17 protein-coding genes are annotated in these 25,217 nt (G+C 63.1%); 15 read left to right on the top strand and 2 right to left on the bottom strand.

Annotated elements, in window-relative coordinates; translation table 11 throughout:
* Positions 1–17: 17 nt before the first annotated feature.
* Positions 18–3,341 (bottom strand): TM0106 family RecB-like putative nuclease, encoded by a 3,324-nt coding sequence (locus tag ASD25_RS23485; RefSeq protein ID WP_082572583.1) that lies wholly within the window; start codon positions 3,339–3,341, stop codon positions 18–20.
* Between the two features lie 3 nt (positions 3,342–3,344).
* Positions 3,345–4,364: a YafY family protein gene (locus tag ASD25_RS23480; RefSeq protein WP_056620944.1), complete on the bottom strand. Its 1,020-nt coding sequence runs from the start codon at positions 4,362–4,364 to the stop codon at positions 3,345–3,347.
* A gap of 604 nt (positions 4,365–4,968) precedes the next feature.
* On the opposite strand from ASD25_RS23480, the gene ASD25_RS23475 reads away from it, so the two are divergent.
* The 15 genes from ASD25_RS23475 (at position 4,969) to ASD25_RS23405 (ending at position 25,210) form a co-directional block, all read left to right on the top strand.
* Positions 4,969–5,289 carry a hypothetical protein gene (locus ASD25_RS23475; protein WP_056620941.1) on the top strand — a complete coding sequence of 107 codons (321 nt, stop codon included), beginning with the start codon at positions 4,969–4,971 and terminating at the stop codon, positions 5,287–5,289.
* Positions 5,290–5,318: 29 nt separating this feature from the next.
* Positions 5,319–5,879 carry a hypothetical protein gene (locus ASD25_RS23470; protein ID WP_056620939.1) on the top strand — a complete coding sequence of 187 codons (561 nt, stop codon included), beginning with the start codon at positions 5,319–5,321 and terminating at the stop codon, positions 5,877–5,879.
* Between the two features lie 17 nt (positions 5,880–5,896).
* Positions 5,897–6,685, top strand: a complete 789-nt coding sequence (locus ASD25_RS29745; protein WP_162252096.1) for a PD-(D/E)XK nuclease family protein — start codon at positions 5,897–5,899, stop codon at positions 6,683–6,685.
* A 9-nt stretch (positions 6,686–6,694) separates the two neighbouring features.
* Positions 6,695–7,309: a hypothetical protein gene (locus ASD25_RS23460; RefSeq protein WP_056620934.1), complete on the top strand. Its 615-nt coding sequence runs from the start codon at positions 6,695–6,697 to the stop codon at positions 7,307–7,309.
* Between the two features lie 39 nt (positions 7,310–7,348).
* Positions 7,349–8,248: a GIY-YIG nuclease family protein gene (locus ASD25_RS23455; RefSeq protein ID WP_200943699.1), complete on the top strand. Its 900-nt coding sequence runs from the start codon at positions 7,349–7,351 to the stop codon at positions 8,246–8,248.
* A 243-nt stretch (positions 8,249–8,491) separates the two neighbouring features.
* Positions 8,492–11,035: an AAA family ATPase gene (locus ASD25_RS23450; protein WP_056620932.1), complete on the top strand. Its 2,544-nt coding sequence runs from the start codon at positions 8,492–8,494 to the stop codon at positions 11,033–11,035.
* On the top strand, positions 11,032–12,330 hold the full coding sequence (locus ASD25_RS23445; protein WP_056620929.1) for an McrC family protein: 1,299 nt from the start codon (positions 11,032–11,034) through the stop codon (positions 12,328–12,330). Before ASD25_RS23450 ends, ASD25_RS23445 begins: the two co-directional genes overlap by 4 nt.
* 49 nt (positions 12,331–12,379) lie before the next feature.
* Complete coding sequence (locus tag ASD25_RS23440; protein ID WP_056620927.1) at positions 12,380–12,688, top strand: hypothetical protein; 309 nt, start codon at positions 12,380–12,382, stop codon at positions 12,686–12,688.
* A gap of 262 nt (positions 12,689–12,950) precedes the next feature.
* Entirely contained in the window at positions 12,951–13,685 is a 735-nt protein-coding gene (locus ASD25_RS23435) for a hypothetical protein (RefSeq protein WP_056620925.1), read from the top strand.
* 17 nt (positions 13,686–13,702) lie between these two features.
* Positions 13,703–16,303: a UvrD-helicase domain-containing protein gene (locus ASD25_RS23430; protein ID WP_056620922.1), complete on the top strand. Its 2,601-nt coding sequence runs from the start codon at positions 13,703–13,705 to the stop codon at positions 16,301–16,303.
* 305 nt (positions 16,304–16,608) lie between these two features.
* On the top strand, positions 16,609–17,940 hold the full coding sequence (locus ASD25_RS23425) for a hypothetical protein (RefSeq protein ID WP_156389435.1): 1,332 nt from the start codon (positions 16,609–16,611) through the stop codon (positions 17,938–17,940).
* A 3-nt stretch (positions 17,941–17,943) separates the two neighbouring features.
* Complete coding sequence (locus tag ASD25_RS23420) at positions 17,944–19,074, top strand: hypothetical protein (protein ID WP_056620918.1); 1,131 nt, start codon at positions 17,944–17,946, stop codon at positions 19,072–19,074.
* 753 nt (positions 19,075–19,827) lie between these two features.
* Positions 19,828–20,079: a hypothetical protein gene (locus tag ASD25_RS23415; protein ID WP_056620912.1), complete on the top strand. Its 252-nt coding sequence runs from the start codon at positions 19,828–19,830 to the stop codon at positions 20,077–20,079.
* Complete coding sequence (locus tag ASD25_RS31065; RefSeq protein ID WP_056620910.1) at positions 20,076–24,014, top strand: NACHT domain-containing NTPase; 3,939 nt, start codon at positions 20,076–20,078, stop codon at positions 24,012–24,014. Before ASD25_RS23415 ends, ASD25_RS31065 begins: the two co-directional genes overlap by 4 nt.
* A complete protein-coding gene (locus tag ASD25_RS23405) occupies positions 24,014–25,210 on the top strand; it encodes a DUF4143 domain-containing protein (protein WP_056620908.1) in 1,197 nt (398 codons plus the stop codon). Before ASD25_RS31065 ends, ASD25_RS23405 begins: the two co-directional genes overlap by 1 nt.
* Positions 25,211–25,217: the final 7 nt, after the last annotated feature.

Here is a 25,217-nt window from a genome sequence, read left to right as displayed (position 1 = left end):
CTCTCTCAAGGTTGTGATCAGGATGGCTGGGCTTCGGCACGCGCCAGCAGATCAAGCCGTGGCAGGTCCAACAGTCCCGGCGTCGGCAACTCCAGAAGCCGCGCGCCCTTGATCACCACGGCCAAGCCTTGGGCGCGGCTGATAGCGACGTTCAGCCTGTTGCGATTGAACAGAAACTCTGTCCCGCGCGGCGCATCCCCCCCGAACGACGTCGCCATGGACACCAGGACCACAGGCGCCTCTTGTCCCTGGAACTTATCGACCGTCCCAATGCGAGATCCAGCCGGCAGACGCTTCTTCAGCAGTGACACCTGCATGTTGAACGGGGTGACGACCAGAATGTCTTGCAGCGTCAGGGCGCGAGTCTCGCCCGACGCCTCGATCCAGTCCTGACCCACGAGCTGCTGGATCAGGTCGGCGATCACCGCGGCCTCTTCATCCGAACTTTGCGTGCAGCCGGCGTGCGCTAGATCCAGTGTGACCACGCCTGTCGGCCGAAGGACCGGATGCAGTCCGGGTTGAAGAATGAGCCTTTGCTGGGCTGTCGATGGCGCCGAGGTCAGTCGTCCTTCATAGATGGCCTCAGAGATGAAGCCGCAGACGTCCGGGTGCATTCGCCAAGAGACATTCAACAGGACGCCGCGCTCGGGCGGGACCGTCGGATGGTCCTGCATAGCGTAGTCCATGGCCGACAGGCCGGAATCGCCGGGGTGAACGCCTTGGACGGGCTGAGGCAGCTGCATCTGATCGCCGACCAGCACGAGGTTCTTGGTCGCCCCAGCCATTCCCAACAGGTTGCCCAGCGAGACCTGACCGGCCTCATCGACGAACAGATAGTCGAAGCTGTTGGCAGGGTGTTTGGCGAGCTCAAAGGCGGTTGCGCCGACCAGAGCGAACTCCGGCCGAACGTCTTTTGACTCTGTCACGCTGATGATGCCGTAGCCATCGAAGGCTGACTCGGGCTGGCCCTGGGAGGCCTTCTTCACGCCTCGCAGCGCCTGGCCCTCGGCTTGGCAGTGCCTGGAGACGCCGGCCAAGAGGTTGTTGATCGCCTTGTGGGAGTTGGAGGAGACCGCCACCCGCTTTCCAGCGCGCAACAGTGCGGCGATGGCGCGGGCGGTGGTGTAGGTTTTCCCCGTGCCCGGCGGGCCCTGAACGATCAAACAGCTGTCGTTCAGGTCCGTAGCGGCACGCACAGTTTCGGCCACGAGGTCGCCGGCCGCAGCAACCACAGGGGCCCCGCGGACGCGTCCATGCAGGTCAGGTGGCAGGCGACGCAGCATGTCGAGCACGGCCTTGTCGGTCTCGAAATCGCCCGACGCCAAGCGGCGCGCCATCTCGAGCAGGGCGTACTCCATGGCCTTTTGAGCGATCGGTTGGCCGGGCGAGAGCGAAGCCTCGGCAGGTAGATCGCCCTTGGCGGTTCCACGCTTGAGCACCACCAGTCCATTTTCCATGTCGAGCTCGACGATGGTTCCGGCGGGCTCAGAGGTCAGGGCGATGCGTGGCGTGTCGCCCGCCTTCAACTTGGTGTCCTGCGGGGGGAAGGCATAGGTGGTCAGGAAGGAGCGCTTCTCGGTCCCGACACTGACCTGGGTCAGTCGCCCGAGGCTTTCCGGATCCTCGACCAGTTCATCGTCCGTCCAGGTCTGGCGGTCGAAGATCGCCCACCACTGCGGCTTCAGTGACCGCTGATGGAACCAGAGCAGCTCCGCCACGAGCTCGCGCAGTTCAGGCTCCAGCCCCGATTGGGCGCGCAAAGCCTCAGCTGTGACCAAGCGATCTTGCTCGAAGCGAGCACGCTCTTCTGCCTGGGCCGAGATTGGCTTGTCCGCCTCCGGCTCAGGCTCCAGCCCAAAAGGGGCCTCGTCCGGCCGCAGCCCCTCCAGCCAATCACGCAGGCGGGCGGTAGAGACGACGTCGTCCTCATTGTATCGCTCAATGGCGTCCAGAATCGCTTGGTCGCCGAGCTCGCGATAGCGCTCGTACTCGACGATGCTGTCGCCGGCATTGGTGACCTCACCCGATCGGCCACCCCAGTAGATCTTCTCCAGGGCCTTGAGGGAGTAGCTTTCGGTCGACGCCTGAATGCCATGACGCACCACCGCATAGAGGTCGATGAAACGCTTCTCGCGCAGCATCTGGTCCAAGACGGCCTCGCGCGTCGCATACTTCATCGCCAGACGCTTCAGCGCCGTCATCTCGTAAGGGGCGTAGTGGAAGATGTGTGCGCCAGGGTAGCGAGCGAGGTGCGTCTGGAAGAAGTCCATCAGCGCCTCGAACGCCGCCTTCTCTTCAGCGTGGTCGTGCGCCCAGAAGGCCTTGAAGGCGTCTTGGGCCGTCTCGCCCACCGGACCCCAAAGCCCGTGCAGGTATTCCAAGCCTTCCGGATAGAGGGGGTCGCCTTCGATGTCGTAGAAGAGATCGCCGGTCTGAGGCGGCGGCATGATCGCAAAACCCCGGAGCGGCTCGGTCGGCAGCACTTCTACGAAATGCTCACCGCGCGTCTCCGCTGTCTTTTGCAGACGAGCCTGGGCCACCAGCTTTGCCAAGGTCGGCGCGCCCACGCCTGAGACGGCGTGATCAGAGGGGAGGGCGGCCAGATCGGTCAAAGTCCGAACGCCGGCGGCGGCCAGTTTGATGATCTGCTCCGCGCGGATGCCGGCCACGAAGACTGGACTGTCCGCCGCGCGCCATTCGGCTGTGCATCGGTCCGCAAAATCGCATTGGCCGCAGGCGCCGTTCTTGACCGGCCGGGTCTCTTCCGGCGTTGCAATGAAGGTCTCGAACTGACCCATCATCCGCCGCGTGATGTGGCGGGTGTCTTCCAGCCGGAAACGTTCCGGCCCGTTGTTCCCGCCTCCATGGATCGCCCCGAACATCGGCCGTCGGCCCGTCGCGCCTTCGAGCAGCTCGGCGTAGATGCCAAGCTGCAGCAGGTGCTCGGCCTTGGCCTTCTTCGCGAGCTTGGCGTCTTCCGGTTCATAGGCGGGACGACCATCGGGACCATCGGTGGTGCGGACCAGGAAGTCCGGATAGCCCACCCAGCGGCCATTCGTCAGCGCCGCCTGGTAAATAACCGGTACGCCCGCGTCCATCGCGGCTTGGGTCGCGGCGACCTTGTCGTCGAGCGATCCGACTTGAGTAATCTCGACCACCTCGCCGTACTGAGCTCGAAGCCGATCAACGACGATGGCCTCGTGCTCGAAGCCCTTGGCGCGGATCAGCGCGATGGCGTCATCGGCCCGCTCGGGCGGTTTAACGCCAAGGAGCCAAAGAGCGGTTTGGTGGCGGCAGGCCTGAAAGGCGTTGAGGCGCGACGCGGAGAGCAATCTGGTCATGGTCTAAGTCTGGGCCGGGTCTGCGACAACTTCGGTCGCAAAAGTCGAGCTGTGTCGCGCGAGGGTCGCTTGGAGCTCTGCAACCATCACCTCGCGCAGGCCGACCGGGGAAAGGATCTCCACCTCCGTGCGCCAGGTGAACAGGTGCCAGGCAAGTTCGAGCATGCCGCCTGTCTCGAATTCCACGAGCAGGGACCCGTCGTCTTGAGCGGTGACCACTTGGTTGGGATGGAACCGCCAGCGCCTCGCTTCCGCGGCCGCGTCGCCGGTGAAGTGCAGCCTCACCTTCTCGACGCGGTCATGAAACACGCCGAACGAACGCGCGGTGTAGTCAGCGATCGAGAAGGCCTCAGGCGGCGCGCCAGGCGCATCCAGAACCTCGAAGTCCTCGATCCGGTCGAGCCGCCAGTTCCGCGGCTGATCAGAGCCAATCTCGGCGCCGACCAGATAGTTCATGCGCTCGAAGAACAGGCCGTAAGGAACAAGGGTGCGCACCGAACCTGGGTTTGAGCCGCCCAGATAGCGGAACCGGACCTGGCACATGCCCATCAGGGCCTGGCGGATTCCGGTCAGGAGCCGCGGATCCTCCACGGGCTGCGGGCCTGCGCGGATCCCCGTCAGCTCCGCTCGCGAAAGCGCCTCGACGTCAGGCGAAATGCGCCGGCGGTGCTCGGCCTTCAGCGCCGACTTGACCTTGTGATCGAGGCCCTCGAGCGTCGCCGCCCGGTTTCGATGGCCGCCATCGCGTAGCGTGTCGATGGCGCGGGACAGCTCCACCAACTCATCGGTGGTGGGCGATTGAAAGAAGCCGTCGAGCCCACGAGGGATTCGGAAGCGCTTGCTGACGCCTTCCTGCAGGATCTCCATCTGAGGAAATACCTGACCGATCGCATCGCGCATCCGTTCGGCGGTTCTGCGGCAAACGCCCAGCTGATCGGCCATCTCTTCGGTGCTCAGTCCTTCGGCGCTCGCCGCCAGCCGGCGTGCAAGTTCCAAGACCAAGGCTGCCTTTTCATGCCGCATCGAACCCCCCTCCGATTTGCGACCGAACTTGTCGGAAATGAACTCTAGCGTGTCAGTCGTAGCCAACAAGGGAGGAAATCATGCAACTTCAACTGACCAGCCACGCAGCTGTCCGAGCCAACCAGCGTGGGGTTCCGCACGGCTTGATCGAGCAGCTTCTCGCTCACGCCGACACCGAAACACGCGTGGGCGGGGGCTGTGTGGCGCTAAGCGTTAGTCGTCGACGTCTGTCAGACCGCGACGTGAGGCGCAGCGTCGGCCCCGATCTTGACCGTCTGCGAAATCTTGCGGTCGTGTGCAATGCAAGCGATGGTTCGATCGTGACGCTTCTGCATGAGCATGGCTCACGCGCTCGTCGCTACCACCGGGCATAGGGGGCTGCCGTGATGACCGAGACGATCGGACAGCCTCGCCAAACACGCCTGTATCGGGCGCAGTATCGCCATAGGCCGACAGGAGAGCTCGCCCAGTTTCATCCGATGTCCCGACCCGGCGCCCTGGAGATTGCCCGGCAATTGGCGTTTGACGGAGAAGAGGACGTCAGGATCATCGCACTCTCTGACGGGACGGCCTGGACGCTCGCAGCCTTCTCGGGCCTTCGGCCATGACGATGTTTTCTTGCGGATTGCTCGTCGTTGATCCGATCGCGGACCTGCACACCTTGGAGAACTCAGCGCTGCCGAATGCGCGCCGGGTAGGTCTGGGGGCGCTGCCCGATCGGTTCGGCCCCGGCGGTGTGTCGGCCTGGGCCGAGAAGCGGGGAATCCCTGCCTATTACGTCGACAATTGTTGGATCCGTGTGCCGGTGACGCCGGCTCAACTGGGTGAGTTTCTTCGTGACACCGGAGCGACTTGTCAGGAGTTTGGCGCATTCTCAGAAGCCGATTTCCGACAGATGCTGATTTTGGATGCCGACGAGTTCTGAGGCCAGATACTCGCGAAACAACTGCCGTAATGGCCGGGGAGGACGACTTGGGGGCTTTTGACGACAAACACGTCGCCAGCGCGATTGATCGGCTGTCGACCATGGCCACGCGCGAGATCCGAGAGTTGCGCGTTCGGGCAGAGCGCCAGGATCTGGCGAGCCTTCGGGACGCCTGCGAGCGAGAGCTTGCTCTTCGTCCAATCGAGCTGTCGGCCGATGATGCGCAGGCCCATGCTCGCATGGCGACCGAGGTTCAGGATCTGGATCTGGTCGACACGATTGCCGTGGCGTTCAGCAAGGTCCGCCCGCCCAACGAGGAGGAACTTCAGTTTCTCCGATGGATCGCTGAAAACCCAGGCGGCACTTACCAGGATGCCCTGAAGGTGCGCGGGAAAGGCGACGTAGGGCTGCTGATTGGTCATCTTGTCTACGACCGGTTCGGGTGCTTTCGGCGCTTCGTCGTAGACGGTCAGGATCTCTCCAGCATCCTGCTGAGCAAGGAACGTTCAGGGCCGAGCGTCAGCTACAGCCTGAAAGCTGAGGCACGCGAAGGATTGCAGCGGGCCGGTATACTGGCGTCGCAGATATGACCCGTCCGGAGTCTGACGTGCTGATCGAACCCGGCCGTTTCACCAGTTTCATGGCAGCGTGGCGAGACCTCAGACAGGAAGAGCCGGCGGACGATTTGGTCGAGCGTTTGTCGAGCGTCCTATCGCAGATCCGAGCGGTCTTGCCCTCTCCAGTTGACGTCTCCCCGGTTCCGCAGGCGGCCCCTATCGCCCGGGCGCTCGTGGAGCGTCTGCTAACATCTTTGAAGCCAGCGATCGCATCAGCGAGGACTGACGGCACGCTTCAAAACGTTTGGTCCATGGCGGGACTTAAGCGCGATGAAGTCCGGAACTCGGCTGTGCTCGCCTCCCTGTTCAGTCCGGTGGTCTCCGGCGATCGCGGCGTCGCTTTTCTCAACGCGTTTTTGAACACGCTACGTGGTCCTGATCGAACCGGGCTTCCTGAGGAAGAAGAACTCAGGCGAGGTTACACGGTTCAGACTGAGGCTTGCCCCTTGGGCGCCGCAGACGATCGCGTGGACCTGTCCATTGAAGGTCCCGACTTCATCCTGCTCATCGAAGTCAAAATCGGGGCAGGAGAGGGGCTCGAACAGCTGAGCCGATATGATCGGGTCTTGCGCCGAAAAGCTGAGACGTTGGGCAAACGCGCCGTGCTCATCTATCTCAGCCCAACCCCCGCGCTGGCTCCTCCGCCTGGCTCGATCTATGCGAGCTGGCGCTGCGTGGTCCGAGCCGCGAACGCCGTCGCCCGAACCCATCCAACAGCCGACCAAACCTTCCAGGACCAGCTGCTTCGGCAGTTCGCTCATCACGCACGACAGTTTTAGGAGAAACAAATGGCACAAGCCGAGCTGAACTCGCTGATCGTCTCCAATCTCAAGGACTTGGAGGCGGTGACGCGTCATCTGGAGGACACGCTTCAACCCCTCGTAGGTGAAGCCATAGACGAGGTTGTCGAGCGGCACCTTACCAAGACCCATTGGGAGGGCGAGACCGCTTGGGACGATGACGGAAGCTGGCTTGCTCCGAAGGCCTGGAGAAAACCGGATGGCTCTTCCGGCGACGAGTTCTTCTGTCAGTTCTCTCTCGAAGCCGATAGCGATCTAGAGGGTGCAAAGGACGGTTACTGGCTGAGTCAGCTCTTGGGTCTCGGGCATGCGAAGCTTGGATTCCGGTGGGTGCGGAACGACGTTGGAAAACTTCGCTGGCGCAAGGCGGTCGGCGCTAACACTGCCCTGATCGCCGACCTGAGGGGTCTGGGATTCAGCTACGACGAGAAGAGCGGATCCTTCTTCCTTCCCGTGATCGTCGAGCCCTCGGCCATGAGCGACGCCCTGGTTCAAGAGACCCCGCAACTTGCTCTCCAGCCGTTGCACGATGCCCTCGACACCCTGGTGCGGTCCCAGGCGAAGTTCGACGAGCTGCGTCAAGCGACGGCTGACGTCGAGTGACGCTGCTTCAACTAGCGCAGAGCTGCGCGAGGAGTCCAAGTGAGTAACCCGCGACAGCCCCGCTCGCTCGAGCTCTACTTCATTGACGGGCGTCCCGACGGGATGATTACGGCCCAGGTGTTCAACTGGACGGGTCATGTCCTGCACGTGCCCCGCACGCGGCTGCCGGAGGCCATCAAACGCGCCGAGCTTGGTCGTACGGGCGTCTATCTTCTGACCGGTGAAAAAGACGGCAAACCACACGCCTACATCGGGGAGGCGGAGGAGCTGGGTGAGCGTCTTAAGAACCACTCTGGCAAGGAGTGGTGGACCTCGGCCGTGCTGGTATCCGCGTCGGGAAACAGCCTGAACAAGGCCCACGTTAAATATCTGGAATCCCGTCTGGTCGCCGAGGCCAAGAAGGTTGGTGTTGTCACACTGGACAACGGGAACACTCCCCCGAAATCCCGTCTGTCGGAAGCGGCCGCCTCGGATATGGAAGTGTTCCTCGACTTCCTGTTCCTGGTGCTGCCCGCCATTCGGATCGACATCTTCGTGGAGCAGACGCGGCCGACAAAGCCCGCTAGCGCCGCGACGCCAAGCGTCACCGACGCCGCAGACACGTTCGTCATCGACTCCCCAAAACACGGTCTGAAAGCTACGGCCCAGATCACCGACGGTGAGTTTATCGTACTCGCTGGATCGCAGGCGCGGCTATCCTGGGAAGGAAAGGAAGTCTCGGCGAGCTCATACGCCGCCTTGCACGAGACCCTCGTTCAGTCGGGCGTCCTGAAGCCGGATGGGGATCACTGCGTCTTCGTCAAAAACTACGCCTTTACCTCTCCCAGCGCCGCAGGCGCCGTGGTCTACGGTCGACAAACGGCAGGCCCAACGGCCTGGCGCAGGGCCCTCGACGGCAAGACGTACGGGGAATGGGAGGCCGCCCAGATCTCCGGATGACTAGGCGCTCAGGGGGCGGTGCATCCCGCTGCGGTCACCTCTTTCTCAGCGCGCCGCTGGGGTGCTTCCGAACGCGCTGCGGATCGTGGGCAAATAACGGCGGCCATGACGACGCGGAAGTCTAGCCAATCCATCACAAAATCCCGGATCCTCACCCGGGGGCATACCCGGGCTGAACGCAGGTTCGGCGGCGCCCGGAGTTCAGATTTGATATCCGAGCCGTGAGCTTAGAAGACTGGAACAATGAGAGAAGCATTCAGAGAGTGGCTTGGTCAGCGCGGATTCACCGCCAAGACCCAGTCGGTTCAATGGTCTCAAGGCAACCGCCTGGAAGCTGCGTTCGGGGATCTGGACGCAGCCTACGACCAGGATGCGTTGGCGACCATTCGCACGACGCTCACCTACACGAAACAGGACGAACGGAACGGGCGGCCCAATCCGGCTCCCTTCCCGATCGACGGCGACGTCTACGCCAACCTCGCCGGCTATCGCGCGACGATAACCTACTATTCGCAGTTCCGAGAGGCTGAGGCAGGGGGTCGAGAAGCCCCTGTCGGAACTCTGAACCTCGCCGCGCTCCAGGAAATGAAGGTCCAGTTTCTCGAAAAGTATCCGGACTTCGCGGACCTCGGATTTCAGGCGAAGCACGGTTCCTACTGGGACGACGAGCGCGCCTACAAGGACGTGGTGCTGGGCCGGGTGGAGCAGACGCTGTCGACGACAGACCCAGATGAGTCGTCCGGCGCCAAGGTTCTGAGTCTGCTTTGGCAGCCCCCCTCCAATTTCGTCGGGTGGCGCGCGCTCTCCCACCTGGAGAGCCTGTCCCAGATGGATCGTCAGGCCGTCACCGATGCGATCGACGAGATGTTGGCTGACGCCGGCCCTGCGCCCGCGAGCGCAGCACGCTGCGCGAGCCGGATTCACCCCAGGTTCACTGGAGGGTCACTCAGAACCCTGGTGACAACAGCGCAGGCGCTGGCGCGTCCACAGGACGCTCTGGCGGTCAAAACCCAGTATTTGCAGCGCGCCGCCAAGCGTCTGACCGGTCGTGGTCCGTTCAAATCCAACGTGATGACGGAGGCGGAGTACGGCGAGCTCCTGTCTCTGGTCCAAAGCATTTTCACCATCATGCGGGACGACTGGGACTGGTCCCCTCGAGATTTCTGGGACGTCCAAAGCTTCCTGTGGGTGACGAGCGACGTCGCGTCCAACGAAACTGATCTTGAGGAAGCTGAAGCCCCGATGACGTCCGAACAAGCCTTGGCGGTCCCTCCCACAAACCTGATCCTTTATGGTCCGCCAGGGACCGGCAAGACCTGGACGACGGCCAAGCGGGCCGTTGAACTTTGCGACGGCATGGCTCCAGAAAGCCGGTCTGCCTTGATGGCTCGCTATCGCGAGCTGGTGGCGCGTAAACGCATCGGGTTTGTCACCTTCCATCAGTCCTATGCCTATGAGGATTTTGTAGAGGGCCTGCGCCCTGAGACGGGTTCCGATGCGGACGGCATGGAGGGCGGCACCGGATTTTCACTTCGTCCCCAGCCTGGCGTGTTTCGCAAGATTGCCGAGCTTGCGCAGGCAAATCGTGGCCGGCCGATTGCGGAGCCGACCTCCTATCGCGGTCGCCAGGTCTTCAAGATGTCGCTCGGTCGGAGCGGGCAAAATGAGGGGGAGCGGATCTTCCGCGACGCGATCGAAGGCGGCTATGTGGCGTTGGGGTGGGGCGGCAGTATCGACTGGACTCACGAACGGTTTGACGACTTCAACGCCATCAAGGCGCGTTGGCAGGAGGTGAAACCTGACGCCACGGGACAAGATCCCAACATCCAGCAGCTCTATGCGCTGCGTTCGTGGATGAAGGTCGGCGACCTGGTGGTGGTCTCTGACGGCAACAAAGCCTTCCGGGCCATCGGCGAGGTAACGGGGGAGTATGTGTTCGCCCCTGTCGAACGATCGGAATATAATCACCGGCGATCGGTGCGCTGGCTTTGGCACGGCAATGAACCGCTTCCACGCGAGCTGATCTACGGCCGAGGCTTTAGCCAGGTCTCGATCTACAATCTGGACCCGGAGCAGATCGCCTGGCCCGCTCTGGAGCAGATCATCGCCGGCGGAGGTGAAGCGGCGTCCATAGGGACCGCGCCCGAGCCCTATGTTCTGATTATCGACGAGATCAATCGCGCCAACATTTCGAAGGTCTTTGGCGAACTCATCACCCTGATCGAGCCCGACAAACGGGCCGGCTGCGAGAATGCCCTGTCTGTCATTCTGCCCTATTCGGGCGAGACCTTCAGCGTGCCGGCGAACCTGAACATCATTGGCACGATGAACACGGCGGATCGCTCGATTGCGCTGCTGGACACCGCATTGCGGCGACGCTTCGAGTTTGAAGAGCTACTGCCTGATCCAAAAGCCTTGGCCGCGGCCAGCGCCAGGACAGGCGTCGATCTCGTCAGCGCGCTCGAGGGCTTGAACGCCCGTATCGAGTATCTCTTTGATCGCGACCACCAGATTGGTCACGCCTTCTTCATGCCGTGCAAAACCGCTGACGACGTGGCGCAGGTCATGCGCACGCGCGTCATTCCGCTTCTCACTGAGTATTTCTACGAAAACTGGGAAAAGGTCCGGCAGGTGCTTGGGGAGACCGAGGATGAGGGCGCCTTCATCACGCGCACGCGTTTGAGGCCGCCTGCCGGAGCCGACCCCTATGAGAGCGGCGAAGGCCGCTGGCGTTATGCCGTGCGCACAGACATTGCGGTGGCGGCCTACGATCAGCTCAAGCCTTGACCCGTCGGACGCTTCGAGAATGGGAATATCTCGGCATCGGCGATGACGTCGTGGCCGGAGATATCTCGCGCCACGCAGCCGATCAGCTCGTCGCGGCCGCCAAACGATCTGGGCTGGGTGGAAGCGACGGCGAGACAGTCCTTGTCAACGGACATTCCCGCCTGCGCGCACAACAGATCGTCGGGGTTCTTGTCACTCCTGAGACGACACTGGAGATCTTGCCCAAGATCGATGGTCTGGACGAGGGCGCTACCCGGCAGCGGCTCATTCATATGCTGGCGCGGGTCCTGGACCTCAAGATTGCGACAGGCTCTCTGACCCAGTTGGGCTGGCAGAACCATGATCTGCTGGAGATTTTGATACGGCTCTTCTGCGATCAGCTCTTTGCGGTGGTCCACCGTGGCCTGCCCCGGCGCTACGTGCCTCACGAGTCGGACTTGCCCGCGCTGCGCGGTAGGTTGGATTTGCAGCGTCAGTTCACGGTCCTTGCAGCAATCCCTCAACGCCTTGCCTGCCGCTATGATGAGCTAAGCGCTGACATTGCCCTGAACCGGATCATGAAGGCCGCCGTCACGCGACTGCACCACATCGCGAGATCGGCTGAATCGCAGCGACGGCTGTCCGAACTGGCGCTTGTGTTCGCGGACGTGCGCGCAGTCCCCGTTCGCAACCTGCCTTGGGACGACGTCATTCTTGATCGCACCAACGCGACTTGGGCGTCTCTGCTCACCTTGGCGAGACTTCTCCTGGGCGAACGATTCCAAACGACGAGCTTGGGCTCGGGTGAAGGCTTCAGCCTGCTGTTTGAAATGAACACGCTCTTTGAGGAGTTCATTGGCAGGTCTCTTCAACGGGCTCTGGCTGGCAGCGGTTGGACGGTTCGCCTCCAGGGCCCGCGAGATCATGCCCTTCTGTCGGAGGACAACGCTCTGAGGTTTGCAACCAAACCGGACATCGTGGTCTCCGACGGCCAGAGGGTCCGGTTGGTCATCGATACCAAATGGAAGCGCCTGACAGGCCCGATCGAGGATCAAAAGCGCGGTGTCGGTCAGGCCGACGTGTACCAGATGATGGCGTATGCGCAGGTCTATCGGTGTGATCGGGTGATGCTGCTCTACCCCCATCATGAGAAGGTTGGAGGCCTCGAAGGGCGCCAGACCGGGCATTTGATCAGAGGCACAGACGACGCCCGACTATCCATTGCAACGGTCAGCCTGTCGGACCTGGCGAGCCTGGATGAGCGCTTGAGACGCCTGGTCGGGTCCGTTATTGCGCCGCATCAATCCGTGGCGTAGCTGAGGCTCATGCGTCTGTAACGTATAGCGTTTTGGAGTTTTTCTCGTCATGAAGACTGCACGGATTGTTCTCACCGCAGGCAACATCGGCAACCACCATTTCTATCTGCGTCAATGCCCCGAGATGATCCCGGAGGGTGGCTTGGGTGGGACAAGCAAGGCGGACCGGGGCACGCCTTTCACTGTCCGGTTCGAGCCCGGTCCAACCGTCGACACGGATGTCGCGAAGGACAAGATGATCTTCCGTGATCGCAAGGGGACCCGCGCGTTTTTTGAGGGAACGGCGGCGGCGGCGGGCGATGTGGTCGTCCTGGAGCAGGTGGGCGAACGAGAGATTCTGGTGCGCTTGGAGAAGTGAGCTGTTTGTTGGACACGGGGATGGGTCAGCCAGGATCTGATCAGAAACGAGACGCCCTTACCGATGCACACCTGCGGTGGGGCCCGTGAACTGTTCAAACGAGACGGCGCGCTCCCGCCTATGATGGGCTCGCTGCTCAAGCATCGCGCTGCCTAGCCCGAAAGCGCCTGGCTCTACTGTGCGCGACGGCCCCTTGCTTATGGCGGGTTCGGTCTGAATAACTCGCTTTACGGTAGTCGAACGCAGGCATGAGAACCCACCTTTGAGTTACATTACTGCCTTCGTCGTGCTGGATCGGTCAGAGCAGGAATATCCTGTCAACTGCCTCCGGACCGACGTTCAGGTAAACGACCGGGTAATCATCACCAGTCCTGACAATCAGGCAAGGCTGGGCCGCATCAACAGGCTCGAGTTTCACAACTGGAACTGTCGCTGGACGATCAGGTGTCGCGCATCCGAAGCAGACCGCGGGAACGGAAGAGTTTCAATCGACCCGAGCGTGCCCATCAAAAGCGGGCCGGCTGAGATCTTCGATGTTCCTCGCCATCTGGCCGCGACAGGGTGGCGGCGCAGGAGCCTCGCTGCCCGAAAGTTCAAGGTGGGGTATACGCTCGCCAACAGCTCCCACGTTTGTCACATCCTGGTCAGGACGAACGGGTTCAACGTCGCCTTCTCCGAGGGGGGAGTCACGCGGGCGGAGATGGAGAAGCCCTTGTCCATCTCGGACGGTACGTCGCACGTCAGTCATTCTCTGAACGAGTCGGGCATTAACCTGATCGCGCACATGATCGATTTCGCTGATGCGTTCAGGGCCGACGCAGCGGACCTCGAGAGGTTTCTCGTTCCCATCGGTTCGTCGGCGAAGAAGAAGCCGCTTATCGAGAAGGAGGATGCCTCCATGCAGGATATCTACGATGCGATCTCGGGCGGGTCCGGCGGGGCCGCCTACCTTGGAGACGGCGGATACCTGACCGGGGGCGGCTGGTTCAATGACTAGCGGCGCGTGAACAGCCCATGTTGGAGTGGATCCTTGTCGGCGCAGCCGGCCTCGTGCTCGACGGCCTGATCAAGGGCTCCAGGGACAAGAAGCCGGGATACCTTTCGCCGGCGCCGAACCCTGCGCCGACGCCTCAGCGTCTCGAACAGCAACGCAAGCTGCAGCAGGCGACCTGGGACGCCCTGTTCGCCGCTCAATTTGGACAGTCAGGATGGATCCCCTCCGGCGCCGCGCAGCGGTTCCTGGCCCAGCACCCGCCTCCCCAGCCTGCCTGGAGCACGACGCGGCTTTCGGAGAGCATAAGGGCGCAGCAGCAAGGGTTACCTGATCCGCATCGCTCGACCCTCAGGTTTGACCTGCACAATCAAGCCATCCTCGAGCGACATAAGGTCGAGCTGAAAACCTTCTTCGACACCGTCGAGAAGAGTCCGCTCACCGACGAGCAGATCCATGCCTGCATCTGCATGGACGACAACGTCATGGTGGTCGCCGCGGCCGGGTCCGGCAAAACATCGACCATGGTGGCCAAGACCGGCTACCTCCTGCGCCAGAACCTGGCTGCCCCAAGTCAGATCCTCCTGTTGGCGTTCAACCGTGATGCCGCGGAGGAGCTCGGTGCGCGCGTCCGTGAGCGACTGGCTGAGTTCCAGGGCATCGAGGCGGTCACCGCCCAAACCTTCCATACGTTTGGGCTGGCCGTCATAGGCAGGGCCACCGGCAAGAAGCCGTCGCTGGCCCCGTGGGTCGAGACCAACGGAAAGGACATCGCAGCTGTTGTCGATATTGCCCGGTCGTTGGCGCAACAGGATCCTGCATTCAAGCTGGATTGGGACGTGTTCAGAACCGTCTATGCCCGCGATGTCGGTACGGCGGGCGAACGGGCGGAACCTGAAGCCTCTGACGGCAAGCGGCGCGGCTTCAGGACCGCCGACGGCAAGGTGGTCAAGAGCAGGGAAGAGCAGCTCATCTGCAACTGGCTATTCTTCAATGGCGTCGTTTACGCCTACGAGCCGGCCTACGAGCACGATACGGCGAGCGAACAGTATCGCCAGTATCGTCCGGACTTCTACTACCCGGAAATCGGCCTCTATCACGAGCATTTCGCGCTCGATGAGAACGGCAAGGCGCCGCCCCACTTCGGCGACAAATACGTCGCCGGCGTTCACTGGAAGCGGGCGCTTCACAAGGAAAACGGCACTGAGCTGTTCGAAACGACCTCGGCGGAAATCCGGACCAACGAGGCCCTGAACCGCCTGAGAGACGAACTTGTCAGTCGGGGCGTCGAGCTGAACTACGATGCGACCCGCAAGACCGTTGGCCAACCTCCTTTGACCGATAAACAGCTGGCCAGGACGCTTCGCGTTTTCCAGCAGCACGTGAAGAACAACGGCCTCTCTCAGGTCGAACTCGAGCGAGCGGCGCAGGACCAGGGCGGCCGACGACACGGATATCGGGCCGGGCTGTTCCTGAAGATCTTTGAGCGTGTCTCTGCCGAATGGGAGCGGCGGCTGCGTGCAGGCGGCTACATTGATTTTGAGGACATGCTGCGCCTTGCCGCCGAGCATATCGAAACGGGTCGTTACGAGAGCCCCTACTCGGTCGTCCTGGCAGATGAGTTCCAGGACAGTTCGCGAGCGCGCGTGCGCCTGCTTCAAGCGCTGACGAAGGCAGATGATGCCCATCTGACGGTGGTCGGAGATGACTGGCAGGGGATCAATCGGTTCGCCGGCGCGGACTTGGCCGTGATGTCAGAGTTCGGCGCCTTCTTCAGCCACTCGACGACGCTTCAGCTGGCGACGACCTTCAGGTGCCCGCAAGCGCTTTGCGACGTCACCAGCGAGTTCGTTCAGGCCAATCCGAAGCAGCTGAAGAAGATCGTCCGGTCCACCAGCGGCTATGAGAACCGACCGTTGCAGGCATACGGCTTCACCGATCCCAGCAAGATCGAAGCGCACATCGAGCAGCAGCTCGAGCATATGGCCAGCCTGCTGGACCAGGGCAAACTTCAGGCCGGAAAGGAGGGTCGGACCACGGTCCTTTTCCTTGGGCGGTATCTGAACGATGAGCCCAAACGGCTGCAGCGATGGGCTCGACGCTTTGCCGAGCAGCTGGATGTGCGGTTCAAGACCGTGCACGCGTCAAAAGGGCTGGAGGCGGAGTACGTGTACGTCCTGGGGTTGGTCGAAGACCGACTGGGCTTCCCAAGCCAAATCGAGGATGACCCGGTTCTCCAGCTCGCCATGCCCGCCGCCGAAACGTTTGCGATGGCCGAGGAGCGGCGCCTCTTCTACGTGGCTCTGACGCGGGCGAGCCGACAGGTGCGGCTCTACACCTCGCTAGAAAAGCCCTCCAGGTTCGTGACCGAGCTGGTCTCGCGAGAGCAGTTGGTCGTCGAGGCGGTCGACGGCGAAGCTCTGGAGACTTGCCCTAAATGCCAGTCTGGCGTGCTGAAACTGCGGACCTCGGGCCACTCACCGTTCCACGGATGTAGCCGTTACTCGGTGGGGTGCGACTTCACACGTCCAATCAAGGATCCAGAGACGGCAGCCTCGCCGGCAGGGCGGCCTGATGTCCGCAGTCCAACATCGGGTCCAGCCTCGAAAGACGCGACGACTTAGGCGCCATGCTGGCTGAAATCGCGCGCCAGGACGGTGGCCTGCCTTCTTCTTAAAAGAGCCACCGCAATCAGCTCGCTTGCTCATGTATGGCGAGCGGCCAAGGCCTCTATCTGACCGGACCCTCGGATCCTCAGCTGTCCAGTGGGGTTGCGGTTAGGCCAAGCTTCCGCTGACGTCAGGCCCCATGCAGTTTTGCCGGGATGCGCAATTCCGGGTTGTAAAGCCGCCCGAAAAACGTTGCAGTGCGTCAGCGGGCGAACCCGCGGTTCTATCTCATCAACAGACCCAACCGTGCGGGGCGTCTCATGGAAGGCATCACCTTCGTCCCGGGAATAATGGGCTGTCGGCTGGAGCTTGACGGAGAGGTGGTCTGGCCTCCAACTCCGGCAGAAGCTAAGCTCGGCTATCGACGGATTGCCAAGCTTTCGGATCATCGAGCGGTGGCGACCGGCGTCATCGAGAGGGTCTGGTGTTTCCCGATCTATGAGCGTGTGATTGCTGACTTGGGCAGCATAGCCTCTGGTGCCTTAGGAGTGCCGAAGGCCCAGTTCGTACCATTCCACTACGATTGGCGAGTGGACATTCGCGAAGCCTCTGCGGCTCTTGCTGATCATCTCGATGGGATGATCGCCAACGGGTGCACCTCTCTCAGTGTCGTGGCCCATTCCATGGGCGGCCTGGTGGCGCGCTACTTTATCGAGAGTGGTCAGTTCGAGGACCGGCTAAGCTGGCCGTGTGTAACCCGCCTCATGACCGTCGCCACACCACATCGCGGCGCTCCGGTCGCCCTCGTGCGCGCGCTGGGGTTGGAGGGGACCAGCGGATTGTCGGGGACTGACACAAAGACGCTCGCGGCTAATCCGCGTTTCCCGTCGCTCTATCAGCTTTTTCCTGAACGCGGCCTGGTGATCGCGCGCCAGCCGATGGGCGGGGGGCTCACCGCGATGGACATATATGAAGATGAAGTCGCCGCCACGCTGCAGCTCTCCACCGAGAACCTTAGAGCGGCGGAGGAGTTGAGAGCCGCGCTTGGCGCAGATCGCCGACCAATGCATGTCGCCTACACGGCTGTCGCAGCGACAGGTCACAGAACGGCGACAGGGGTGGACCTGCGCGACGGCATGGCGGAACGCGCCGTTCAGGACGGAAACGCTGGGGACGGCGCGGTGCCCTTGTGGAGTTCGGTCCTCACGGACGCGATCCATCACTATGCGCCTGGCGAGCACAACAAGGTTCTGAGAGAGCGGCAGTTCAGAAATCAGCTCTACACCTGGTTCGGCGCACAGCTTCCCGCGGAGGGCTACACGGCCGCCGATGGGCGACCAGCGATCTCCGTCTCCGTCAACCAAATGTCCTACCGGCGCGGCGAGGAGATCGACGTCCTCCTGACCCCCGCCGCGCCCGCGGAGCGGATTCAGCTAGAACTGCGGCTTCTGGAGGCGGAAGATCCGCGTCGGCCGCCAGCCGACGCGGGCAGGATTGGTGCCGTTGAGTGGTCAGGCGGGGTCACCCATCAGCTCAGGGTTGGCCTCAGAGCGCCTGACCGCGCTGGCGCCTTCTTATTGACTGCGGATGGCGCAACGCATTCCACCGCGACAGATGATGATCGGGCGGTGTTCACGGTCTCGGAGGAGTGACGGATGGCGGGCGATCGCAGGAAGCTTGAACAGGAGGCGCTCTCACTGCGCGCCTGGGCCGAAGAGCTGCAGCTGTTCCATAGCGTGGGGGGCGCGGTGACCCGGGCGCGGTTCAATATCGAGGGCGGCGCGGAGATGTTCTCTGCCGAGGGAGCCGAGGCTCTGACCAAAAAGCCGATCACGGCCGTTGGCTTTAATCCCCACGAGGGGGATGACGGGGCAATCGTCGTCTATACTGCGCGACAGCTGACGAAGGCGGAGCAGGAGGCGCTTGCGAGCAGCTATGAAGGCGAGACCAGCGTGACGTTCGAGGTGGCCAAGCCGCCCGTAGTCGATCCCGCCGCGGCGCCACCGCCGGCGCTCGTTCCGCCAGGCTCCCAATGGTCGCGCTATCCCTGCGGCCGCTCGATCAGCCAGGCGAATGTTCGCGAGGCAGGAACTCTCGGTTGCCTCGTTCAAGATAAGGAGGGGGTCATCCACGGCCTCTCAGCGAACCACGTCACCGGCGGCTGCTCCAATGCAAGGGTCGGTAGCCCGATAAGCGCCCCTGGAATTAAAGATGTTGGGGCGGGTCAGCCCGATCCCCGGGCGATCGGCCATCATGTTCAGACGGGCAGGTTTGCTGCGGGCGATCCGAGCACAGTGAATTTCACGGACAATACCGACGCCGCCATTTTCAGAATCATCGATCCCGCCCAGATGTCGTCATGGCAAGGCGACCATTTTGATACACCGGCCCAAGTGGCCGACCCCCGCGAGGGCGCAAGAGTTCGCAAGGTCGGCCGAACGACAGGGATGACCACGGGCTTTATTCAGAGCCAGATCGCTGGTCCTCATCCCGCGACTTTCAAAGCCATGGTCCATCACTCCGCAGAGGAGTTCGTCGAGTACCGCGCAACCGTATATTTCCAGCCGGCCTACGCTCTGCGAGGGCAGACAGGTCCATTCGCTGCCAACGGCGACTCCGGTGCGCTTGTGGTTCAAGAGGAAGACGACGGTTCATGGTCGGCAGTGGGTCTCGTCTTCTCCGGCAACGCTAGCGAAATGACTTATATGCTTCCGTTGAAGCCGATCTTGGAGGCGATGGCGCTCTCGCTAGTCTCAGGTCATAATCCCCCATCAGAGGACAAATGACAGCGCGCGCCCACAGTTCAGGTTTCGCCAGCTTCGAGGATCGTCAAGATCTTCTAGCTTGCCTCGGACTTCCCCCGGGGCAAGCAACAGTGGAGCGTCGCCCTGAATCTCAGGGCGACACACTGATTGTCAAATTGTCGCCTGGCGCCAGGCCAGCGGTGACTCCTGAACGATTCCGCGGTCACCTGGTCCGATATGAGCCTTTACGCCCTTCTACGGCGTTCTAGACAGTCGGTGCCAATGCCCGCCTGCTTCCAGCAGGCTGATCCTGACTCATAGCGGCCTTTAGCAGGGTCCGCTCTGAGCCGAGAACCAAGGGCGGCGGGTTAAGCGTAGCCGCGCTCTTCAGCAATCGATGCGCGAAACTTTAGCGCTTGCGCGCGACCCAAGCGTACGAGACAGCCGAGGGATTCCAGCTCGGCCAGATCGCGGCGACCCGGGCGTTCACTTAGGAGAACATATTGAGCGCAGGACAGATCGATGCGATCGATTGCAGCTCTTCCTGGTCGGTCATCTGACTGTCCGGGAACACCGCGACAGCGGATCTCGCCGATCTAGCGCAGCGCGCGTCGGCAGGTGTGAGGATCGTGAAAGCTCATCTCCCCTCAACGCGGCGTGGCGTGCTCTGCAGCGAGCCTTTGAACACGGCGGAAAGCAATGGGTGAGCGGCGGCGGCGAGAATGCTGCGGATGGAGCACGAGCCGTGACGGTTTCGCCCTTGCCGTGTGGAACCCAGTCGGGGAGACTCCGACGGTGAAGACGAGTCTCGATCATCTGCCGACTTTGAAGCGCCTGGCACTCCACCGCGTGGTGGACGTGCTGCGCGCCGCGTTCGCTGAGGCGACCTCTGCCTATGTGAAGGCGCGCTACTCCCGGCACTACAGGATTTCCGCTGAGGAGTTGACCTATTTGACCGAGCGGGTCGCAGCCCTGCGCGACGCCGTCGAGGCGGTCTGCCAGGACCATCTGGAGGGCTTGCGCGCCGCCGAGGCCCACGCCTCGTGACGGGCCTGATCGTCAACCGGACCCTCTGGTTTCAGGATGGGCGCGAGCGCAAGATCGTCGACCAGAGCTTTCTGGCGACCGCCTCCCGCTCCCTTGTCGTGCTCGGCGAGGCCGGCATGGGGAAGTCGACGCTACTCAACCAGCTCAGGGGGCAGGCCGGCTATGAGGTCTGCACCGCCCGCGCCCTGATCAACGCACCGGATACGGTGGCCCGCTTTGGCGGGGCTCAGACCCTCGTGGTCGATGCCCTCGATGAGGTGTCGGCGGGTCAGCAGGGGGACGCGGTCGACCTTGTCCTCAACCGGCTGGGCGTTCTCGGCTATCCGCGCTTCATCCTGTCCTGTCGCGTCGCGGACTGGCGCAGCGCGACGGCCCTGCAGGGTCTCTCCGACCTCTACGGCGAAGGCCCTATAGAACTTTATCTCGAGCCGCTTGACCGGCAGGACGCCGTCGACGTGCTTAGCCAGAGCCTTGGCGAGGATGCGGCAGAGACAGCAGCGGTCTCGCTCGAAGATCAGGGACTGGCTGCACTCTGGAGCAATCCGCAGACCCTGAGCCTGATCCGCGAAGTTCTCGGCCACGGCGACCTACCTACCTCCCGGGGCGGTCTCTTTGAGGCCGCGACCGCAATGCTGCGCAAAGAACATCGCGACGCAAAGATCGGGGCGAAGCTTGTCTCTCTCGGTGAGGTGGCGGTTCTCGACGCGGCCGGCGCCGCTTTCGCCACGCTGATCCTGACGGGTCAGGAAGCCGTCACGCTTCGCGTCAATGCCTGTGCCGAGGATGTCCCGCTCAGCGAGATCGCCGAGCTTCCCAAGGCGGGGGCGATCCGGGACGTCCTCGACTCCCGGCTCTTCGTCGCCCTCGGCAGTGACCGCTTCACCTATGCTCACCGCTCTATCGGTGAGTTCCTCGGGGCGCGCTGGCTCGCGCGCTGTGCTGACACCCTTCGAAAGCAGCGCCGGCTGTTGACCCTGTTCAACGCGCCCAACCTCGTGCCTGCGAGCCTGCGGGGTCTGCACGCCTGGATCGCCTGGCACAGTCCGGATCTCGCCGGCGACATCATCGCGGCCAATCCCATGGGCGTCATCCAGTACGGCGACGGGGACAAGCTCACCCTCGCCTCGGCAGAGCGACTCCTAGACGCTCTTGAGGCGCTGGCTGCCAAGGACCCCTGGTTCCGTGACTGGAGTGAGTATCGCTTGGCCGGTCTCGCACAGTTTCCGCTCCTGCCTCGTCTCAAGGCGATTATTACGTCGGGCGACCGCGAGTTCGGATTGCGGCTGCTGATCCTGCAGGCCGTCAAGGGTTCGGCGGTGTTGCCGACCCTCGCCAACGAACTGGAAGCCCTCATCCTTGCGCCCGATACCGCCTTTGGCCTCCGCAGCGAGGCGGCGGACCGGCTCCACGAGCTGGACCGGTCGCGGAACTGGCCCGCGATCGTCGAGGCGCTCCTCGCCCAGGGGGACGAGGACGCGATCCGGTTGGGCGTCGAAATCCTGGATCTGGCCGACTATGAGGGCTTCAATGACCATCTGATCGCCGGGGTCGTCACCGCCCAACTCGCCCTCGAGAACCGAACGATCGGGATCCTCTACCGGCTGCAACGGAAGCTGCCGATCGATCGCATCGGTTCCTTGCTCGATGCGATATCGGCCGCGGCGTCCGCAATCGACGACGAGCGCCACGAAAGGCTGCCCCACTATACCGATCTGGCCCAAACGCTTCTGGGTCGGTTGCTGACTGCCCGAACGGTGACGCCCGAGCAGCTTTGGCGCTGGCTGGACCCGCTCGGTCGGCATGAGGGCTATCAGCGGGACGCCAGGGATGCGGTGGCCGAGCATCTCCGGGCCGACGACGGCTTGAGACGCGCCGTGCAGCGGATGGCGCTGCTCGACCAGCCTGTGGAGGGAAATCTCTGGTACGTCGCCTACAGGCTCAGCGAGCGCTCCCCGGGGCTCACGCTCGACGCGGGCGACGTCATCGCCTTGCTGGATTTGCTGGAGCCTGGCGACCCCCGCTGGCTCGACGTGGTCTCGATCGCGCGTCACAGCACCGAAGAGGGCGCGGATGTGCGTCAGGCCGCCCGGCGTTTTGCCGCGGGCGCCCCGGAAGACGAGGCCTGGCTCGACAAGCTCGAACGGCCCGACACGCCCCAATGGCAGATCGATCAAGATCAGCGCCGCCGGGCCCGCGAGAACGAGAAACTAGCCCAGTGGCAAGGCCACCGTGCCGGCTTCCTGAGCGAGATCGACGAACTCCGAGCCGGAACCTTCCGCCTTATCGTCAACCCGGCCAAGGCCTATCTCAAGCTGTTCGCCGACATGGGCGACGAGACTGCCGACGGTTCGGGGCGATTGGAGGAGTGGCTCGGGCCGGACCTGCGCGACGCCGCCCTGGCCGGCTTCGAAGCCTTCCTCCACATCACGCCCGTCAAACCAAGCGCAACGGAGATCGCCGAGAGCCACGCCGACGATAAGAGCTGGGCTGCGGCCCAAGTGATCGTGGCCGCGCTGATCGAGCGACATCGCACGGGACGGGGCTTTGCCGACCTGCCGACCGAACGGGTCATGGCGGGCTTCGTGGAGATCCGGTCCACCCGGATCGACGACCATGCGGGTGTCCCGGACCTCGACCAGATTCTCGGCGACGAGCTGCGTAGGCGCAGTGTCTGGGAGGAGGCGTTGAGGCTCTTCTTCGAGCCTCAACTGGAACGAGGACGCGCCCACGTCGATGGCCTCTACGGCCTGATGCGCGAAGCCGCTGATGCGAGCCTTGCGACGCGCTTGGCCCTAGAGTGGCTTGAGCGTTTCAAGGACCTTCCGCCCGCCGCGGAAGCCGAACTGGTCGACCATCTGCTGGCCGTGCCCGAAGCCCGGCCGTCCCTCGGTGCGATTGCCCGCGAGCGGCGCGCCCGAGCCTCCGCCGATCCGGAACGTCGTCTGATCTGGGATACGGTCGGCCTGCTTGTCGATTTCGAAACGACCCGGAAAGACCTAGAGGCGGCGGGCGACACGCCGTCCGATCTCCTTTGGCATGTGCGTTCTCGCACCGGGAATCGGCGCGAACAGGGCCGTCAGGTCGAGATGCATCCGGCGCTGGCGCTCTGGCTCCTGCGGCGCTTTCGGGTCCAGTTTCCGCGTGAAGGCCGCCCTGAGGGCGTCACGTTGGGCGACACGAACGCGTGGGATGCGAGCGCCTTCATTTCGGGCCTGATCAAACGCCTCGCGGGGGATATTTCCGACGAGGCGGTCGCGGCCATGGTCGCGCTGCGTGACGATCCGCAGGATCCATACACCGAGCTCGTCCGCTCAGCCTTGGCCGAACAAGAGCGCAACCGTGTCGAGGCCGACTGGCGCGCCCCAAATCTAAAAGCCGTCAGCGCCGTGGTTAGTGACTCCGCGCCGACCACCGCCCTGCAGCTGCAGTCCGTGCTCCTAGAGGAGCTCGACGAGGTTCAGCGCAAACTCCGCGGGAGCGACGTCAACTGGCACCGCGACTTCTTCGACCTGGGCGTCCCGCGTCGGGAAGAAGATTGCCGCGACCAACTGCTCAAGATGATGCGGCCTTTGCCGTTCGGCATCGAAGCCATTCCCGAGGCCCACCTGGCCGACGACAAGCGATGCGACGTCTTCTTCCAGCTCGGCGACCTCGGGGTGCCGGTCGAGATCAAGGGGCAGTGGCATCGGGAACTGTGGGTCTCGGCCGATGCCCAGCTCGATCGTCTCTACGTCAACGATTGGCGGGCGGAGGCCGGTATCTATCTGGTGCTCTGGTTCGGCGAAGGAACCTCCAAGCCGCTTCAGGCGCCGCCGGCCGGCGAGCCCAAGCCCACGTCGCCGCAGGCGTTGCGGGACGCGCTGGTTGGGGGGAGCGCCATGGCGGGGACAGGGCGTGTCGCCGTCGTCGTCCTCGATTTCGAACGCCCCGCCTGATGGCCCGCGACCAGGCCTGGGCCCGGCTCAACGCGACGGTGCCGAACAGTCGGATCACCGTGCTTTACGGTCTGCCGCGTGTCGGGCGGAGCACCTTGCTGGCGCAATGGTGCGAGGAACAGAGCGGTCTGCAGCGGGTGACCGTGGCCGATATCGCGTCCTGCACAGCACCGATTCAGGTGCTGGATCACCTCAGCGCCTCGGGCGCGGCGGCGTTTATTGACGCCTTTCGCCTCATCGAAGCCGAGCGCCTAACCCGCTTTGTCATTTCGCCCCTCGATCTCGGGGCCCGACGCCAACTGCAGGAACAACTCTCCGGAACCGTACAGCTCGTCGCTTTGGACCCTCTGCAGCGCCATGAACTGCGATCAGAGGAGCTCGCCATGGTCGAGCCCTCGGGACCGGAGGCCAACCTTGAGCCTGTCGAGACCGCCACAAACCGCCCGGCGTTCGAGGCGGACCGGCACTGGCTGAGAGGCGGTTTGCCGGAGAGCTATGAAGCGGCGAGCGACGCGGCCAGTCTCAAAATGCGGCGCGATCTGATCGACGGCCTGATGCTGCGTGATTACGCCCCCCAGGGCATCGGGCCCGGCATCCAGATGATGGACTATCTCACCTGGGTGGCCGACCAAAACGGCGGAGAGTTCGACCTCGTGGACCCGCCGTTCGGCAAGAAGTCGGAGGCCAAGTCCGCCATCTATGTGCTGGACCAACTGGGCGTTGTCCGCATCCTCCGGAACTATCCCGCCGGCAGCACGACCACTCTCTCGCTCAAGCCCAAGATCCATATTCGTGACAGCGGCCTGCTCCATGCCGTCCTCAGCATCGAAACCAGCGCTCAGTTGAGAAGCCATTCGATCATGGGCGAAAGCTTCGAGGGATACGCGATCGAAACGCTGATCGCCGCATCGAACCGGCCAGAAGCGGCGCAGTTTTATCGCAAGGACGGCCCTGAGGGTGCCGACGAGATCGACCTGATCCTCGACTTCAGACCGCACAACGGCAAGCTGGTGGCCATCGAATGCAAGACAAGCCCGGGTGAGCCGCCGCGTCCCGGTTTCTACCGGGCCATGAATGCGATCGGGGCGACCGACGGCTTCGTGGTCCATTCGGGATCTGAGTCCAACCTAACCTACACGACTCACCGGCTCGACTTGGACAGCGCGCGAGCCCGCGTCATCGAACTTGCCCGATAGGCGAGAC

Source organism: Brevundimonas sp. Root1423, assembly GCF_001426805.1.
Note: the sequence above shows the minus strand (reverse complement) of the source record. Positions and strands in the feature narration are given on the sequence as shown.

Excerpts from the sequence above, each read along its gene's own strand:
- ASD25_RS23420 (WP_056620918.1), top strand. The coding sequence starts at position 17,944 with ATGGCGGGCGATCGCAGGAAGCTTGAACAGGAGGCGCTCTCACTGCGC.
- ASD25_RS23470 (WP_056620939.1), top strand. The coding sequence starts at position 5,319 with ATGGCCGGGGAGGACGACTTGGGGGCTTTTGACGACAAACACGTCGCC.
- ASD25_RS23485 (WP_082572583.1), bottom strand. The coding sequence starts at position 3,341 with ATGACCAGATTGCTCTCCGCGTCGCGCCTCAACGCCTTTCAGGCCTGC.
- ASD25_RS23430 (WP_056620922.1), top strand. The coding sequence starts at position 13,703 with ATGTTGGAGTGGATCCTTGTCGGCGCAGCCGGCCTCGTGCTCGACGGC.
- ASD25_RS23405 (WP_056620908.1), top strand. The coding sequence starts at position 24,014 with ATGGCCCGCGACCAGGCCTGGGCCCGGCTCAACGCGACGGTGCCGAAC.
- ASD25_RS23475 (WP_056620941.1), top strand. The coding sequence starts at position 4,969 with ATGACGATGTTTTCTTGCGGATTGCTCGTCGTTGATCCGATCGCGGAC.
- ASD25_RS23440 (WP_056620927.1), top strand. The coding sequence starts at position 12,380 with ATGAAGACTGCACGGATTGTTCTCACCGCAGGCAACATCGGCAACCAC.
- ASD25_RS23480 (WP_056620944.1), bottom strand. The coding sequence starts at position 4,364 with ATGCGGCATGAAAAGGCAGCCTTGGTCTTGGAACTTGCACGCCGGCTG.
- ASD25_RS23425 (WP_156389435.1), top strand. The coding sequence starts at position 16,609 with ATGGAAGGCATCACCTTCGTCCCGGGAATAATGGGCTGTCGGCTGGAG.
- ASD25_RS23450 (WP_056620932.1), top strand. The coding sequence starts at position 8,492 with ATGAGAGAAGCATTCAGAGAGTGGCTTGGTCAGCGCGGATTCACCGCC.
- ASD25_RS23460 (WP_056620934.1), top strand. The coding sequence starts at position 6,695 with ATGGCACAAGCCGAGCTGAACTCGCTGATCGTCTCCAATCTCAAGGAC.